The sequence below is a fragment of the Acinetobacter sp. ANC5681 genome, assembly GCF_023488045.1.
Taxonomy (GTDB): Bacteria; Pseudomonadota; Gammaproteobacteria; order Pseudomonadales; family Moraxellaceae; genus Acinetobacter.
This window is the reverse complement of record NZ_JAMFKZ010000003.1, coordinates 148,357-165,094: the sequence shown is the minus strand read 5'-3', so window position 1 is coordinate 165,094 and position 16,738 is coordinate 148,357. Positions and strand designations below refer to the sequence as shown.

General features: G+C 38.1%; 13 protein-coding genes. 5 read left to right on the top strand and 8 right to left on the bottom strand.

Going from position 1 to position 16,738, the window contains the following annotated elements:
- The first annotated feature begins 9 nt into the window (after positions 1 to 9).
- Together mtgA and ppk1 are read left to right on the top strand one after the other, a co-directional pair.
- Positions 10 to 684 (top strand): monofunctional biosynthetic peptidoglycan transglycosylase, encoded by a 675-nt coding sequence (gene mtgA / locus M5121_RS03485; protein ID WP_004663315.1) that lies wholly within the window; start codon positions 10 to 12, stop codon positions 682 to 684.
- Between the two features lie 112 nt (positions 685 to 796).
- The gene (ppk1, locus tag M5121_RS03480; protein WP_087545502.1) at positions 797 to 2,875 is read left to right on the top strand and encodes a polyphosphate kinase 1; all 2,079 of its coding nucleotides are present in this window, start codon (positions 797 to 799) and stop codon (positions 2,873 to 2,875) included.
- Between the two features lie 43 nt (positions 2,876 to 2,918).
- Here ppk1 and M5121_RS03475 read toward each other — a convergent pair whose 3' ends face one another.
- The 6 genes from M5121_RS03475 to M5121_RS03450 form a co-directional block, all read right to left on the bottom strand.
- A complete protein-coding gene (locus tag M5121_RS03475; RefSeq protein ID WP_249570357.1) occupies positions 2,919 to 3,962 on the bottom strand; it encodes an NAD(P)H-dependent flavin oxidoreductase in 1,044 nt (347 codons plus the stop codon).
- Between the two features lie 118 nt (positions 3,963 to 4,080).
- A complete protein-coding gene (locus M5121_RS03470; protein WP_208727938.1) occupies positions 4,081 to 4,782 on the bottom strand; it encodes a VIT1/CCC1 transporter family protein in 702 nt (233 codons plus the stop codon).
- A gap of 198 nt (positions 4,783 to 4,980) precedes the next feature.
- Positions 4,981 to 6,423 carry a cryptochrome/photolyase family protein gene (locus M5121_RS03465; RefSeq protein WP_249570356.1) on the bottom strand — a complete coding sequence of 481 codons (1,443 nt, stop codon included), beginning with the start codon at positions 6,421 to 6,423 and terminating at the stop codon, positions 4,981 to 4,983.
- 107 nt (positions 6,424 to 6,530) lie between these two features.
- The gene (locus tag M5121_RS03460) at positions 6,531 to 7,013 is read right to left on the bottom strand and encodes an FKBP-type peptidyl-prolyl cis-trans isomerase (RefSeq protein WP_005217679.1); all 483 of its coding nucleotides are present in this window, start codon (positions 7,011 to 7,013) and stop codon (positions 6,531 to 6,533) included.
- A 122-nt stretch (positions 7,014 to 7,135) separates the two neighbouring features.
- Entirely contained in the window at positions 7,136 to 8,422 is a 1,287-nt protein-coding gene (locus M5121_RS03455) for an NAD(P)/FAD-dependent oxidoreductase (RefSeq protein ID WP_249570355.1), read from the bottom strand.
- 93 nt (positions 8,423 to 8,515) lie between these two features.
- Positions 8,516 to 9,835 carry a D-alanyl-D-alanine carboxypeptidase PBP6B gene (locus M5121_RS03450; RefSeq protein WP_241281727.1) on the bottom strand — a complete coding sequence of 440 codons (1,320 nt, stop codon included), beginning with the start codon at positions 9,833 to 9,835 and terminating at the stop codon, positions 8,516 to 8,518.
- A gap of 170 nt (positions 9,836 to 10,005) precedes the next feature.
- Here M5121_RS03450 and M5121_RS03445 point away from each other — a divergent pair, with 170 nt between their 5' ends.
- Positions 10,006 to 11,709 carry a M61 family metallopeptidase gene (locus tag M5121_RS03445; protein ID WP_249570354.1) on the top strand — a complete coding sequence of 568 codons (1,704 nt, stop codon included), beginning with the start codon at positions 10,006 to 10,008 and terminating at the stop codon, positions 11,707 to 11,709.
- Positions 11,710 to 11,822: 113 nt separating this feature from the next.
- Here the strand turns inward: M5121_RS03445 and M5121_RS03440 are convergent, their stop codons facing one another.
- Entirely contained in the window at positions 11,823 to 12,035 is a 213-nt protein-coding gene (locus M5121_RS03440) for a hydroxyisourate hydrolase (RefSeq protein ID WP_372616325.1), read from the bottom strand.
- Between the two features lie 364 nt (positions 12,036 to 12,399).
- On the opposite strand from M5121_RS03440, the gene M5121_RS03435 reads away from it, so the two are divergent.
- Together M5121_RS03435 and M5121_RS03430 are read left to right on the top strand one after the other, a co-directional pair.
- Positions 12,400 to 14,631 (top strand): NADP-dependent isocitrate dehydrogenase, encoded by a 2,232-nt coding sequence (locus M5121_RS03435; protein WP_249570353.1) that lies wholly within the window; start codon positions 12,400 to 12,402, stop codon positions 14,629 to 14,631.
- Between the two features lie 126 nt (positions 14,632 to 14,757).
- Complete coding sequence (locus tag M5121_RS03430; RefSeq protein ID WP_249570352.1) at positions 14,758 to 15,798, top strand: DUF2971 domain-containing protein; 1,041 nt, start codon at positions 14,758 to 14,760, stop codon at positions 15,796 to 15,798.
- 37 nt (positions 15,799 to 15,835) lie between these two features.
- Here M5121_RS03430 and M5121_RS03425 read toward each other — a convergent pair whose 3' ends face one another.
- Positions 15,836 to 16,639 (bottom strand): pseudouridine synthase, encoded by an 804-nt coding sequence (locus tag M5121_RS03425; protein WP_249570351.1) that lies wholly within the window; start codon positions 16,637 to 16,639, stop codon positions 15,836 to 15,838.
- Positions 16,640 to 16,738 lie beyond the last annotated feature (99 nt).

Here is a 16,738-nt window from a genome sequence, read left to right as displayed (position 1 = left end):
TGCGCTTTAATGAAAGCCTTTTTAGCACGTGCAGTGATGTTGATTATCGGTATCATTCTTCTCATTCAGCTTTGGATTTTTAGTAGCTTGGTATGGTGGAGAACGCAGCCCGTTGAAACAACGATGTTTATGCGTTGGGATTACCTGACTGACTTTAAGCCAATTCAACAAGACTGGCGTGATTATGATGACATTAGTGATAACTTTAAGCATGCAATTTTAGCTGCTGAAGATGCTAAATTTATTCATCATCATGGTTTCGATTGGGCTGGGATTCAGTTTGCATTAGAGCGTAATAATGAAAAAGGAGAAGTCGTTGCAGGCGGTTCCACGATTTCTCAACAGCTAGCAAAAAACTTATTCCTTTATAATCAGCGTTCATTTATTCGTAAGGGGCAGGAAGCTGTTGCTACATGGATGATGGAACGTATGTGGTCAAAACGTCGAATTTTAGAGGTTTATATGAATTCGGTCGAGTTTGGTCAAAACATCTATGGTGTTGAAGCTGCCGCACAATTTTATTATGGTAAGAGCTCGAAAAGTTTAACGCGTGAACAAGCTGCTTTTTTAGCTGCTTTACTACCAAATCCTAAGTATTATCAAGATCATCGCAATGATCATAAGTTACAGTTTCGTAAGCGTGTGATTTTAAGGTATATGAATAGTACACAAATTCCACAATAATTCAGATAAATTAAAAAAAGCTCAATATTTTTGGGCTTTTTTACCAAATTGACATAATTTTGCAGCATACTTAAACCGTGTTTTGATGAATGATAAAGCGACAAGGTTCAGTATGAATACTGCAGTGACGACAACAACGCCAACAGAATATACTTATAATGATCGATATATAAATCGTGAACTTTCTATTCTCGATTTTCATTTACGCGTACTTGAGCAAGCAGTTGATCCTCTCCACCCATTGTTAGAAAGAATGAATTTCCTGCTTATTTTTTCAAGAAATTTAGATGAATTTTTTGAAATTCGTGTTGCAGGAATGATGGAGCAATTAACTTTAGGCAATGAAAGTCGTACACCAGATGGTTTGACCCCTAAGCAAGTGCTCGATCAAATTTCTAAAACAGCACATGCTGCGATTGAACGACAATATCGTATTTTAAATGAACAAATTTTACCAAAATTGCGTGAGGAAGATATTTGCTTCTTACGCCGTGGCGAATTGACCCCAGCACAATCTGCATGGATTAAAAAATACTTCCAAGAACAAGTTGCGCCCGTTTTAACACCGATTAGTCTTGATCCAGCACATCCATTTCCACGTTTAGTCAATAAAAGTTTGAACTTTATTGTCACGCTGGAAGGTAAAGATGCTTTTGGTCGTCAGATTGATCTTGCTGTAGTGCCCGCGCCTCGCTCTTTACCTCGTGTGGTTCGTTTACCCGATGAGCTTACGGATGGTAAAGAACATCATGTCATGTTATCTGCGATTATCCATGAACATGTTTCAGATCTATTCCCAGGTATGACGGCAACAGGTTGTTATCAATTCCGTGTGACGCGTAATGCAGATTTAGCCTTAAATGAAGATGTTGAAGATTTAGCAAAAGCTTTAAAAGGTGAGTTAAGTTCACGTCGTTTTGGACGTGCCGTTCGTTTAGAAGTTACGCATAATTGTCCAAAGCATATTTATGAATATTTATTGGATGAATTTGATTTAGAAGAAGAACAGCTTTATCGCGTAGACGGTCCTGTAAATTTGGCTCGATTACTTTCTAATTTTAAACGTCCACATTTACGCTATGACTCGCATACGCCAGTGGTTCCAAAAGTATTCAAGAAGACTGAAAGTATTTTTGCCGCGATGCAAAAGCAAGACATTTTATTGCATCATCCATTTGAATCATTTGCGCCTGTAATTCAATTATTGCGTGAAGCAGCACGTGATCCGCAAGTTTTGGCAATTAAACAAACACTTTATCGTAGTGGTGCAGACTCAGAAATTGTTCAAGTTCTTGCCGAAGCGGCGCGCAATGGTAAAGAAGTCACTGCTGTGATTGAGTTACGTGCTCGTTTTGATGAAGAATCAAATATTGAAGTTGCAAATGTATTGCAAGAAGCGGGTGCCGTAGTTGTTTATGGGATCGTTGGTTATAAAACACATGCCAAAATGATTTTAGTGGTACGCCGTGAGAATAATAAATTAGTACGTTATGTACATTTGGGTACAGGGAACTACCATGCCACGAATGCACGTATTTACACCGATTATGGTCTAATGACTACAGATAAAGATTTGTGTGAAGATGTACATCGGATTTTCCAAGAGCTTACGGGCATGGGGAAAATGGCAAAACCGAAAAAGTTATTGCATGCACCATTTACATTACATGCTCAACTAATCAACTATATTGATGAAGAAATTGCGAATGCCAAAGAGGGTAAATCGGCACAGATTATTGTAAAAGTGAATGCGTTAACCGAAGTCCAACTGATCAATAAGTTATATGAAGCATCGCAAGCAGGCGTACAAATTGACTTAATTATTCGTTCAATTTGTTGCTTACGTCCGGGTCTCCCGAACTTGTCAGAGAATATTCGTGTTCGCTCAATCGTGGGAAGATTCTTGGAACATACACGAGTTTATTATTTTAGTAATAATGGTAATCCTCGTATTTATTGTTCAAGTGCAGATTGGATGGATCGTAATTTATTTAATCGTGTAGAAGCATGTTTCCCGATTGAAGATCCTGCATTGAAAAAGCGTATTTATCAATTAGGTTTAATGAATTACTTAAAAGACAATCAGCAAGCTTGGTTATTACAAGGTGATGGTGTCTGGGATCGCGCTAAACCCGCTCAGGGTGAGGAACCGCACAACGCGCAACACAAATTACTTGATGCGATTAAATAAATCTAAAAAACCGACCTTAGGGTCGGTTTTTTGTAGATATGGATTAGTTGGTTTTAATTTCTAAGACCAACTGATTGACTAAATCGGCAGCTTCCAACTCTCTAATTTGTGCCACATTGCTCCCTGCCCAAAATGCACTATAACTAAAATCTCGGTGGGTATTTGCAATACTCATGAGTTGTTTAGCTAGATCATAAGTATAAGGATATGCTGGCGTTTGAGGTCGATTTGGTGAGTCAATCAGTGTGTGCCAAGTCCCCACTAAACCACGTGCTGGACGACCTGATAAGCTTGAACTGATCTGTGTAATAGATTGACTGAATAAAGCTTTTCGATAGGCTGCATTCGCATTCGAACTTTTACATTGCACAAATGCCGTACCCAATTGAACAGCAGCAGCACCTAATTTCAACATCGATTTTGCTTGATCACCATTCATAATACCGCCAGCAGCTACGACAGGTAATTTACAATGTGTTGAGATCAGTTGCACAAGATCACTGGTTTTAATGGCTGCATCAAAAGTTTGATTAAAAATACCTCGGTGTCCTCCAGCTTCAATGCCTTGAGCAATAATAATATCAATACCTGCCGCTTCGATTGCCTGAGCCTCAATGAGATTGGTTGCAGAAACCATGGTGATAATTCCAGCTTGTTTTAAGGCTTCAATTTGATGAGGATGTGGAATTCCAAAATGAAAACTCACAGCTTTGGGGCGAGTTTCAAGTACAACGTTCAGGAAATCATCATTATCTAAAAAGCTTGGGTAGATACAATCCAATTCAGTCGGAGGTTCTGCTCCGAATTTTTCAAATTCAGGACGAATATAATTAATCCACTGTTGAGCAACTTCTGGATCGAGTTGTTCTGATTGATGGCAGAAAAAATTAACTTGAAAAGGGTGGTCAGTCAGTTCTTGAGTTTTAATAATTTGTTGTTTTGCTGTCTCTGCTGAATTTGCCCCGAGTCCCAAAGAACCTAAAGCACCTTGATTAGAAACTTCAGCAGCAAGCTCTGGTGTTGATACACCAGCCATTGGAGCAATGAAAATAGGATGTTTTATTTCTAATAATTCTAAAATTGACATGATTTATATACTCTTTAGCTTTTCTATCACCATAACGTAAAAACAAAAAGCCCTGCAAATAATAATCAGTATTTAATTATTGAATACTAATCTTTTAAAATACCGAGTCACACAGAAATTAAATGCCAGTCACATGGAACAATGAGCCGACCCAACTCGAAAATGCCATGGCTAAAATGCCCCATAAGGTAATACGTAGACTACCTTTTAGCATTGATGTTCGAGCAAAATAACTGGATAACGCTCCCAATAATGCGAGTGAAACGATACCTGTAATTAAAACTGAGCGAGCGACCCATGAACTTGGGCTGAGTAAAATGGCAAGCATAGGAAGTACGGCACCACATGAAAAGGAAGCAGCAGAAGAGAGCGCTGCTTGAATCGGATTCGCAGCAGTATTTTCATGTATGCCAATTTCATCACGGGCATGTGCCCCAAGTGCATCATGTTCTGTGAGTTGTGTGGCAACTTCATGTGCCAATTCAGGTTTTAGACCTCTCGAAATATAAATTTCAGTCAGTTCTTTCAATTCTGCATGCGGATTTTTTTCAAGTTCAGTTGCTTCAAATTTTAAGTCTGATTTTTCAATATCTTCTTGAGATTTTACCGAAATATATTCTCCAGCCGCCATCGAGGTTGCACCTGAGATCAGTCCAGCAATACAGGTGACCAAGAGTGTTTGCGAACTCGCACCACTGGCTGCCATCCCCATAATTAAACTTGTGACAGAAATAATGCCATCATTTGCGCCAAGCACGGCAGCACGCAGCCATCCTGAGCGTTGTATGACATGAAGTTCTTGATGGTATGACAAAGACATAATGGCTCTCTTTTTATATATGTAAACGTAATTATAGGGGCAAATAGATGAATCATTTTTATTTTAACGAATTCTTTTCTGATTAACTTAACACCATATTAATCTGGTTTTTGATTGTTTTATGTTGTTGGTTTGATGAACTGTTTATTTGTGCGATTAAAAAATGATTACTCAGCAAATTTATAGCCTTGGTGAAGGCTATAAATATGATTTGAAAGCTTCGATCGCGCGTGCTCGGCTAGTTTTAAGATCAACAATTGGTTTCGGATAATTGAGATTTTTTGATACATCTTTTGCATAAGGTTCATGTATGATTTGTGCATCCAAATGCGCGAGTTCTGGTACCCAACGTCGAATATAAACGCCATTTTCATCGAACTTTTGTGATTGGCTAATTGGATTAAAAATTCGGAAATAGGGAGCTGCATCAGTTCCTGTGGATGCACACCATTGCCAACCACCATTATTTGCAGCTAGATCGCCATCAATCAGGTTTTGCATGAACCATTGTTCACCTTTGCGCCAATCAATTAATAGATTTTTAGTTAGGAACATGGCGCAAATCATGCGAACTCGGTTGTGCATCCAACCCGTGGAAAGAAGTTGACGCATACCCGCATCAACAATTGGAATACCTGTTTGTCCTCGTTTCCATTTTTCAAAACCATCGCTATCATCACGCCATTGAACATTCTGTGTTGCAGCTTTAAAAGGCAAGTGCTTAGAAACTTGTGGAAAATCAAATAATATATGTTGATAAAATTCACGCCATAATAATTCATTCAACCATGTTTGTTGTCCTTCGGACTGGATAACAAAATCACCTTGTTGATGTCTAAATGCTGCTTGAATGCACTGACGAATTGAAATAATTCCAATATTTAAATAAGCAGAAAGTTGACTAGTTCCTTTAACCGAAGGGTAGTCCCGTAAAGCGTTATATTGAATAATTCGTTTTTCAACAAACTGATTGAGTAGGTTTCTCGCATGTTTTTCACCCACTCGCCATTCACTCGTATTTTTGTCTTTAATTTTGTCAGCATAGTGGTTTTGGATGTGCTGTAAATCTGTTTGGTGTAGTTGACAAAAATCAAACTCTAAGGTTGCTTGGGTTTCTGGGATTGGATAACACTGAGGTAAACCGAGCTCTAAGCGCTGATAGCAACTTTTTTTGAAAGCACCAAAAACTTGATAGGGTAGATTCGATTGAGTTCGAATACTTGCAACTGGAAACAGCGTTCGATCTTGAAACAGTATAAGTTCTTTTTTTTGACGATTTAAACTTTGTTGTACTTCATTATCGCGTTTGAGTTCATTGAAGCCAAATTCAATATTGGCATACACATTTTCAAATGGTAATTTTTCTGCGAGATCAACAAAAAACTCCGCAATGTCATCCCAAAGAGACACAGTAAATATGAGTAAAGGGATCTGTAGTTTGGAAAGTTCTGTTTTTAGCTCTAAAAGTTGGCGCAAATAAAAATCAATTTTAATATCCGCATCATCATGACGTTGCCATTGTTCAGGTGACAGAATACAAATCGCTATACATGGACCATTCTGACGGGCATGCCATAAAGCAGCCTGATCACGGACGCGGAGGTCTTGGCGGAACCAGATTAATTGATAAGTATTTGACATAGCAATTCTATAAAGTTCTTTAAAAATTATTATTTATATTTTATAGGTGCTTATGTGAAGAAAAAGCAAAGCCGAAGCTTTGCTTTTTTATCTAATTCAAAAATGAATTAGTGGTGGTGACCACCTGCACCGTGAACATGACCGTGATCTAATTCTTCTTGACTAGCATCACGGATTTCTACGATTTCAACTTCGAAAGTTAAGTCTTGACCAGCAAGAGGGAAGTTTGCATCAACAATAACGTTGTCGCCTTCAACTGCTTTAACAGTTACGATTTGAACGCCATCATCAGTTTGAGCTTGGAATTGCATACCCGCTTGGATATTGTCTACACCTTGGAACATTTGAGCTGGAACTTCTTGTACGAGGTCTGGGTTATATTCGCCATAACCTTCAGCAGCTGGAACAGTTACAGTAAATTTTTCGCCTACTGTTTTACCAAGAAGTGCATTTTCTAAACCTGGAATGATGTTGCCCGCGCCGTGCAAATATGCAAGTGGTTCACCTTGAGATTGATCAAGTGTTTCACCCTCAGCGTTTGTTAAAGTGTAGTGGAATGAAACCACGTGGTTATTTGCAATAGCAGTCATGTTGTTTGATCCATTCAATCAATTTAGGTGTACATCATAAAGTGAAAAATAGATTTTGTTGACTATTTTCCACTTTTTGAAACTATTTCGTTATAAATGGGAACGAAATAGAAAATTTCAACTCAATAAAGTTTAATTTTTGGACGTACACGACGTGTCAGAAAATCTTTCATGGTGAGCATTCCTGCTTGGGTATAACCATGAATATTGGCTTGATGTAATCGATACAAAGACACATACATTGTTTTGGCAATAAAACCTTGTACGCTTACATCACCGAGTAATTCTCCAACAGCCTGATTACGGCTTAATGAAACCAAAGAGCCTTTATCACTGAAATTAAACATAGGTTGAGGTGAACCAGATAAACGAGCGGCCATGGCATCTACCAAGAATGTCGCTTGTTGGCTTGCGACCTGTGCACGTGGTCCTAATGGAGGTTGACGTGCATCAAGCTGACAATTTGCACAATCTCCAAAGGCAAATACATTTGGATCTGAATACGTTTGTAATGTCGCATAGACCATTAAACGATTAATTTTATCGCGTTTAAAATCTGTAAATGATTCTAAAACTTTAGGTGCTTTGACACCTGCCGCCCATACGGTAATGTCCGAATGCAAAACATGACCGTTGCTAAAATAGACATTTGATTCATCGACGTTTTGCACTTTATGTTGCGTCAGAATGTCGATGCCCATTTTTTGTAATTGTTTCGCGCTATGTGTAGCTGTTTTTTCATTGAGCGCAGGCAAGATACGATCTGAGGCTTCGATCAAAGTAATTTTAACTTGCTTTGGATTAATTTTCTTTAACCCATAACGATAAAAATTCTTCGTAGTTTCAATCAGTTCAGCCGCTAATTCAACACCTGTTGCACCCGCACCCACGATACCAATATTCAAGGCACGTTCAGTTGCTTGGTTTTGCGCTTCAATATAAAGATGGAATAAGTCCTGTTGGAAAATATCGGCTTGTTTGCGACTATCTAAGAAATGACAATTTTCACGTACACCTTCAGTTCCGAAGTCATTTGAAACTGAACCAACAGCTAATATCAACGTATCGTAGCTGAGACTTTGAATAACAGGAGTATGTTCTTTAGAAAGTTGAGGAGGTGAAATCGTAATTTGCTTTTGATCTTTCTTTACGTTGATTAAGGTTCCGAGGATGAACTCAAAATCATGTTTTTCTGCGTGAGCAAAATAATTGGTTTGTTCTTCGTGAGGATTTAGCGAGCCAGCGGCAATTTCGTGTAGGAGAGGCTTCCATATATGCGTGAGATTTTGGTCGATTAGGGTAATTTTGGCTTTCTTTTTCCTGCCAAAACGTTCACCTAATTGTGTTGCAAGCTCTAAACCACCTGCGCCACCACCCACAATCACGATATGATGTAAGGTTTTGCTCATGATTAACCTAATTATTTTTGTGAAAGGATGGTTGGATTATGCCATCCTTTTTTCAACATTGTATGGTTAATCTTGATAAAAATAGTAGGTTTTTTATCCTTGATTTAAAGGATAAAGTTTGGCAGCTTTGACATCATTTGTTGAAAAAAACGAGAATAAGTTTGCGAACCAAATCATAATTTTTTGAAAAATATTCGCTTCTTCAATTTCCACGTTATTTTCAATTTGTAGGCTACGAATTAACTGATTATTTTGATAAACCGTCACTGTGGCCAAATTCATGACTTGCGTCAATGGCGCTGTTAAATGCTGTTCATTGAGTTTGATATTGACGTGTGTTTTTGTCGTTTCAAGTGGTTCAATGGTTTTGATTTGCTGGTTTGTATCAAGCAAATGTATACGCTGTGTGAGTAAATCAAAACTATTTAAATCAATTGGTGTCGCTTGATCGTATAAAGATGTTGTTACGATAGTGGGTTGTTGAGTTTCAACTTTGAAAATTTTTAAAGTTGATTTGATTACAGGAAGTTCAGCAATTAGCTTTTGCTTTGGAATCACTTCTTCATCGCGTGTGTATGTATAAGCTAAATTCATTAATTTATGCGCGACTTCAGCACGTTTTACCGCACTTGGTGTTCCAAGTACCACTACAATCAAACGACGCTTATCAACATGTGGATTTAGAGTCGGGCGCTCAGCGGTTAAAGCCAAGTTGTAACCTGCCGCCTTGGTATAACCTGTTTTTAAACCATCTGCTGTTGGATCCATTTTTAATGCAAGATTCGTTGCACGGTGAAAGCGTTGGTTATAGCTAAAGCTTGGCATTTTTGAATAATGTAAATATTCAGGTGTTTCTTTTACGATAGCTTTTGCTAATAAACTCAAATCTGCTGAAGTTGAGTAATGATCTGTCATGGTGATACCAGCAGGATTACTGAAATGGGTATCTTTCATCCCTAAGGCTTGGGCTTCTTTATTCATTCGCGCAACGAACTGTGGAACACCACCTGAAATTTTTTCAGCAAGCGTAACTGCTGCATCATTCGCAGACATGACAATCAGTCCTGCTAAAAGTTGATCAACAGAAATTTGTTCACCAGCTTTTAAATACATTTGGGATTCATCCCACATGACCGTGCTCACCACAGGTGTTGCGGTTAATACCTCTTCCTTACGTAATTTACCTGCTTCGATTTCTTTCAAAGCAATATAAGCCACCATCATTTTGGTGAGTGATGCAGGCGAACGTTGAACATGACTATTATGTTCAGCAATGATTTGACCTGATTGAGCATCTACGATCGACCAAGCTTGCGCTTCAACCGTTTCAGGAGCGATATTGAGTAAATTAGCATGTACTAAATTGGCACATAACAGACTAAACAACGTAAAGAGCGAGAGGAGAAATTTCACGAGAACACCTAGTGCAGCCGATCCAATGGCATGGAAAGCGAAAAAAGCATGCTATGACTTTTTTGTTGCAGAATCCAGCAACTTTTGCCAACAATTAAGACATCTACGCATGACTTTGTAAAAAAATGCTAAGCTGTGTGAAACCGTTCCTATTTTTATGATCTAAAACTATGTTGCACTATCAAATTGAGTTTGACGATTATCGCCAACATCTTATTCATGTCACACTTCGTTTCCTTGCTAATCCGAACCAAGAACTTTGGTTACCGACATGGATTCCTGGCAGTTATTTGATTCGAGAGTTTTCAAAACATATTGAATCAGTAAAAGCATCTGATGAAGCAGGGCGGTTACTTAGTATTAAGAAAACGGAAAAGAACCGTTGGCGATTATTCAATACAGATCATGAATTGATTACGGTTGAATACGATGTGTATGCTTATGATTTATCGGTACGAGGTGCTTATGTTGATCAAACTCGTCTATATGTAAACCCTGCTTGTGTTTGTTTAGGCTTAATCGATCAAGAACAATCACCATGTGAAGTTGAAATTTTCTTACCGCATGAATTAAAACATTTTCAAATTGCAACAGGTTTAACTGCTAAGAGTTTGGTGAAAGGACGCTATACTTTAAAGGCAGATAACTACGATCAGTTGATTGATAGTCCATTTGAACTGGCAGAGCAAACCCGTTTTAGCTTCGAAGCAAACGGTATTCCGCATGAGTTTGTGATTTCAGGTAAACACAATACCAATCTAGAACGGTTACAAACTGATATTCAGCAAATCTGTCAGACTGAAATTAAGATGTTCGGTTCTGCACCGTTTCAAAACTATACCTTTATGACCATGGCAACGGGCAATAGTTATGGTGGTTTAGAGCATTGTAATAGCACCAGTTTGATCACACCACGTGATGATTTGCCGAAAGTAGATGAAGCTGAAGAACCGTCTAAAGATTATCAGCGTTTCTTAGGCTTATGTAGCCATGAATATTTTCATTCATGGTTAGTTAAATTTATCCGCCCTGAAAATTTTACGAATTATGATCTACACAAAGAAGGCTATACGAGCTTATTGTGGATTTTTGAAGGCTTTACTTCTTATTATGATGATTTAATTTTATTACGCAGCGGCGTTATTTCTCAAAAATCCTATCTGGATTTACTTAAAGCACAGATTGAGCGTTATTTGCAAAATCCAGGGCGCTTTATTCAGTCTGTGTCAGAATCGAGTTTTGATGCATGGATTAAATTCTATCGTCAGGATGAAAACTCAAATAATGCAGGAACAAGTTATTACAACAAAGGTAGCTTAGTTGCGCTTTGCTTAGACTTGGGCTTGCGTTTACGTGGTTCAAACTTAGATGCCTTGATGCGCCGTTTGTATGAAAATACCCAAAAAGGCATTCAGGTCAATGAACGCACGATTTTTGAATTGTGTAATGAATTGACTGGGGATAACTGGATTGAACAAATTAATCATTTGATCAATACCACTGATGAATTGCCATTGGATCAACTATTCCCAGAGTTTGGTTTGAGCTATATCGTTAAAAATAACAAAGCATTACCTTTTGGCTTAAAAGTGCTAGATAAAGCTGACGGTGTTATCGTGCAAAATGTTCGCCGTGATAGTGCTGCTGCGCAAGCAGGTTTGTCTGCTAACGATGTCATTATTGCGATTGATGGTATCAAAGCATCAGAAAAGTTGTTGGCGAAGTATGCAAAACAAAAAGGCTCATTTATAGTTTATGCATTCCGTCGCGATGAGCTCCTACAGTTTGAACTTCATGCTGGAGAGAATCCTCTGAATTCGGTTGAGTTAAAAGTTGAAGATCAAACCAAATTAGAGGTTTGGTTGAAAGGTTGATGCAATTGATAGCGTTGTACGCACCGTTAGCATAAATTATTGTGTGAATGAGGGAACAGATTCAGTTTCCCTCATTTGTATATCAAAATTTTAATTAAGATTTTTGAAAATAATTAGTTACCACGATAAGTTGAGTATCTATAAGGATTTATCAAAAGTGGAATATGATAATGTTCAAGATTGCCATCCACAGAGAAAATTACAGCAACTTCTGGGAAAAATGAGCTTTGCTTATTCTTTTGGAAGCATTCATCTGTTTTAAAAGTGTAAATGAAACTTGAGTCGAATATTCGTACGGACTTAAACAATTTATTATGGTTAAGCATTTTATAAAATATTTGGCAGAAATGAATCTGCAAATAAAATTTTAAAAAATGTAGGTTTAATCGTACGGAAGTACTCAAGCATTGGTATTTCGTAGCGAAATGTCAATATCACGATATATTACATTGACTGAGAAGTAATCAACGCTGATACTCTCATGTTTTATTTAAGCTAACCGGTTCCTTGGTCACAAAGCGTAAGCTTTATACCATTATTTCGTAGCGAAATGTCAATATCACAAGATATTGCGTTGACTGAGATACGTTGAGGACTGATACTCTCAGACCTTAATCAAGCAAACCGGTTTTAATGGACTGGGCCAAAAGCTCGTTCATGAAAAACTCAACCAAACACAAGGGGCTATATATGGCTGGTGGAAAGTCAAAAATCATTTATACACTGACTGATGAGGCGCCATTGTTGGCGACCTATTCGCTACTGCCGATCATTGAGACCTTTACTAAGCCAGCTGGCATAGAAATTGTCAAGAGTGACATTTCTGTTGCAGCACGTGTGCTTGCGGAATTTTCGGAATACTTAAGCGATGAGCAGAAGGTAAGCAATAACCTTGCTGAGCTTGGTCGCCTTACTCAAGATCCAGACACAAATATCATTAAACTGCCAAATATCAGTGCTTCAGTTGCTCAGTTAACAGCATGTATCAAAGAATTGCAGTCTAAAGGATATGCAATTCCTGATTATCCAGAAAATCCAACAACGGATGAAGAGAAAGAACTTAAGACACGTTACGGTAAATGTCTTGGTTCTGCTGTAAACCCTGTATTACGTGAAGGTAACTCAGATCGTCGTGCGCCTGCTGCTGTAAAAAATTATGCGAAAAAGCATCCTCATTCAATGAGTGAGTGGAAACAGTGGTCACAAACGCACGTTTCTCATATGGAAGAAGGTGACTTCTACCATGGCGAGAAATCAATGACACTTGATCGTGCACGTAATGTGAAGATGGAGTTAATCACGAAGAGCGGTGAGACAATCGTTCTCAAGTCTAAAGTTGAGCTTCAAGATGGTGAAGTGATTGACTCAATGTTCATGAGCAAAAAAGCATTGTGTGACTTCTATGAGAAGCAACTTGATGACTGCCGTGAAGCTGGTATTTTATTTTCATTACACGTAAAAGCGACCATGATGAAAGTTTCACACCCGATCGTTTTCGGTCACTGTGTGAAAATTTACTATAAGGATGCTTTTGAAAAACACAGTAAGTTATTTGATCAGTTAGGTATTAATGTCAACAATGGTATGGCAGGTCTTTATGAAAAGATCGCAACTTTACCAACTTCACTCCGTGAAGAAATCATTGAAGATTTACATGCTTGCCAAGAACATCGCCCAGCATTAGCCATGGTTGATTCAGCGAAAGGGATTGATAACTTCCATTCTCCAAACGACGTGATTGTAGATGCATCTATGCCAGCAATGATTCGTGGTGGTGGTAAAATGTGGGGTGCCGATGGTAAACCTTACGATTGTAAAGCTGTTATGCCTGAATCAACTTTTGCACGTATCTACCAAGAAATGATCAATTTCTGTAAGTGGAATGGTAATTTTGACCCACGTACGATGGGTACAGTACCGAACGTTGGTTTGATGGCGCAAAAAGCTGAAGAATACGGTTCACACGACAAAACTTTTGAAATTCCTGAAGCGGGTATTGCGAACATTACCGATTTAGACACTGGTGAAGTGTTGATGTCTCAGAATGTAGAAGAAGGCGATATCTGGCGTATGTGTCAGGTGAAAGATGCACCAATTCGTGACTGGGTAAAACTTGCGGTAAGTCGTGCTCGTAACTCTGGTATGCCTGCGATTTTCTGGCTTGACCCATATCGTCCACACGAAAATGAGTTGATCAAGAAAGTTGAAAAGTATCTAGAAGAACATGATACAGAGGGGCTTGATATCCAAATCATGTCACAAGTGCGTGCAATGCGTTACACGCTTGAACGTGTAGCACGTGGTTTAGACACAATCTCTGTGACTGGTAACATCTTACGTGATTATTTAACTGACTTGTTCCCGATCATGGAATTGGGTACTTCAGCGAAAATGTTATCAATCGTTCCGTTAATGGCGGGCGGTGGTATGTATGAAACAGGTGCAGGTGGTTCAGCGCCGAAGCATGTTCAGCAGTTAGTTGAAGAAAACCACTTACGTTGGGATTCGCTTGGTGAGTTTCTTGCGCTTGCAGTTTCTTTAGAGGAGCTTGGTCTTAAAGAAGATAATGCACGTGCGAAGTTACTTGCAGAAACTCTTGATCAAGCAACGGGTAAATTGCTAGATAACGATAAGTCTCCATCTCGTCGTACGGGTGAGCTAGATAACCGCGGTAGCCACTTCTATTTAGCAATGTATTGGGCTGAAGCGCTTGCTGCTCAAAACGAAGATGCTGAATTGAAAGCGAAGTTTGCTCCTCTTGCAAAAGCCTTAGTTGAAAATGAACAAAAAATTCTTGCTGAATTAAGTGAAGTACAGGGTAAAGCAGCTGATATTGGTGGTTACTACGCTGTCGATCCAGTGAAAGTAAATGCAGTGATGCGTCCTAGTCCAACGCTTAATGCTACGCTTGAAACTATTTAAGTTTTAATGCAGAACTAACAAACCTGTTGGTAATGTAAAATACCGATGTGAAAGCATCGGTTTTTTTGTATTAAATATAAAATTAATGTAAAGATACTGGATATAGATTGAAATTAGAAAGAGTATATGAAAGTTTATAAATATAGGTATGGCTCGAAACGTGATTTAGAATCATTAAAACAAGATTATTTTTATGCCCCGCATCCATCTAAATTGAATGATCCATGTGAAAATTTATTTGATGCAGCAAATGTCGAAAATACTTTAGTTCAGTTATCAAATATGAGTAGTATTTCTACAAAAATCCTTTCTGAAAGTTTGTCCGCTTTATTAGTAGGAATACAAAACAATGTAGGGATTTACTCTCTAAGTAAGACTGTTTTAGATGAACTTCTTTGGGCATATTATGCAAATTCTCATACAGGTTTTTGTATAGAGTATGATTTAGAAAAATTAGGTGAGTTAACGAAAATTGCAGGTTCATTTGAAGTTTCGTATGAGAATAATATTCCTCAAATTAGCTTAGAAGAGTTGGTCAGCACTAAGAATAATGTCACTAAAATCTTAAAACTCACTTCTGGAACTAAATCAAAAAAATGGCAGCATGAAGATGAAATAAGAATAATCATGGATTATTTTGGTAAAGTTGAGTATGACTTTCGGGCAGTAAAATCTATTTATTTCGGTCTTAGAATGCCAAAAACGAAACAAGATTTAGATAAAAATAATGAAAACTTACCCGATTATTTATCTCAAGTATGTCAAGAGCAAATCATGCAGATTTTAAGGGGGAGAGGTATTAAATATTATCAAATGATGTTAAAGCCAATGTCTTATGAGTTCGAATTTATAGAAGTTAATGATTTGTATAAAGATGCTGATAAATATAAGGAAATAGTAAAACCTTTAGATAGGTCATTTATTAATTACAATGGTTATGGTTGGGAAATAGACACAACTTATTTTGATAAGGTTGCTGAAATTACTTGTAGAGAGCCTTATTTCTATAAATTAAACTCAATTAATGTTTCTAAAGAAAAATCTATTGAAAGAAATGAACCAATTATCTTTTCCGGATTTTTTAAAGCTGAGGATGATTGGGTGCAGATTAAAAGATATTTTTCACTTGATGAGATAGATAAGATTTATAATGATTTGGGTATATAAAAGCCCATCTTCATGGGCTTTTATAAGTATCTAAACTTTAACGACCATTACGGCTACGCCCACGTGGTGCTTTAGTATTTGGACGAGTTGTACCATTGGTCTTGCGACGTGGTTTCTCACTTTCATCCATTTGCCAAATACGCTTTGTACCTGACTTTTTCTTGTTCGGATCTTTTTTATCACCTTCTTTCTTCTTCTGGTGCATGGGTTTACCGCCCGTGCCGCCTGGTTTTTTCACATATGAGCGAGAACGATACGGTTGATCTTCAGGTAAATCTTTAAAATCAGGATAAAGCAAAGGCTCGATTTCAGTTTGCTCACCTGGTTGTAAACCTAAACGAACCAAATCAATTGCACCAATTTTAGTACGAATTAAGCGTAAAGTTGGAAAGCCAACCGCCGCTGTCATACGACGCACTTGGCGATTACGACCTTCACAAATTTGTAGCTCAATCCAACTTGTTGGGATGTTAGCGCGATAACGTACAGGTGGATCTCGATCCCATAACCATTCTGGTGCATGTACTTTAATTGCGTTAGCAGGTAACGTCATGCCATCAGCGAGTTCAACGCCTTTACGCAATTGTTCTAAAGCCTCCTCAGTTACATCACCATCGACTTGAGCAAGGTAGGTTTTAAATTTTTTATTTGCAGGATTCGTAATGTATTGATTCAGACCACCATGATCGGTAAGGAACATAAGTCCTTCTGAATCAAGATCAAGTCTGCCTGCCAGACGTAAATCTGGATCATGAATAAAGTGAGAAAGTGTAAGGTGAGCTTCATCCTCACGGAACTGTGACAAAACGTCGAAAGGTTTGTTGAATACAACTATTTTCATATGAGTATACTGCTTTGGCTATGGGCGGCATCATAACAATAAAGGTTTCTATTTAATGGGAAAATGTTGTTATTTCCCGTATAAATCTCAAAAAAACCT

Bases quoted from the DNA above. Each gene is read 5' to 3' on its own strand.
- mtgA (WP_004663315.1), top strand. From the start codon at position 10: ATGAAAGCCTTTTTAGCACGTGCAGTGATGTTGATTATCGGTATCATT.
- ppk1 (WP_087545502.1), top strand. From the start codon at position 797: ATGAATACTGCAGTGACGACAACAACGCCAACAGAATATACTTATAAT.
- M5121_RS03475 (WP_249570357.1), bottom strand. From the start codon at position 3,962: ATGTCAATTTTAGAATTATTAGAAATAAAACATCCTATTTTCATTGCT.
- M5121_RS03470 (WP_208727938.1), bottom strand. From the start codon at position 4,782: ATGTCTTTGTCATACCATCAAGAACTTCATGTCATACAACGCTCAGGA.
- M5121_RS03465 (WP_249570356.1), bottom strand. From the start codon at position 6,423: ATGTCAAATACTTATCAATTAATCTGGTTCCGCCAAGACCTCCGCGTC.
- M5121_RS03460 (WP_005217679.1), bottom strand. From the start codon at position 7,013: ATGACTGCTATTGCAAATAACCACGTGGTTTCATTCCACTACACTTTA.
- M5121_RS03455 (WP_249570355.1), bottom strand. From the start codon at position 8,422: ATGAGCAAAACCTTACATCATATCGTGATTGTGGGTGGTGGCGCAGGT.
- M5121_RS03445 (WP_249570354.1), top strand. From the start codon at position 10,006: ATGTTGCACTATCAAATTGAGTTTGACGATTATCGCCAACATCTTATT.
- M5121_RS03440 (WP_372616325.1), bottom strand. From the start codon at position 12,035: ATGCTTAACCATAATAAATTGTTTAAGTCCGTACGAATATTCGACTCA.
- M5121_RS03435 (WP_249570353.1), top strand. From the start codon at position 12,400: ATGGCTGGTGGAAAGTCAAAAATCATTTATACACTGACTGATGAGGCG.
- M5121_RS03430 (WP_249570352.1), top strand. From the start codon at position 14,758: ATGAAAGTTTATAAATATAGGTATGGCTCGAAACGTGATTTAGAATCA.
- M5121_RS03425 (WP_249570351.1), bottom strand. From the start codon at position 16,639: ATGAAAATAGTTGTATTCAACAAACCTTTCGACGTTTTGTCACAGTTC.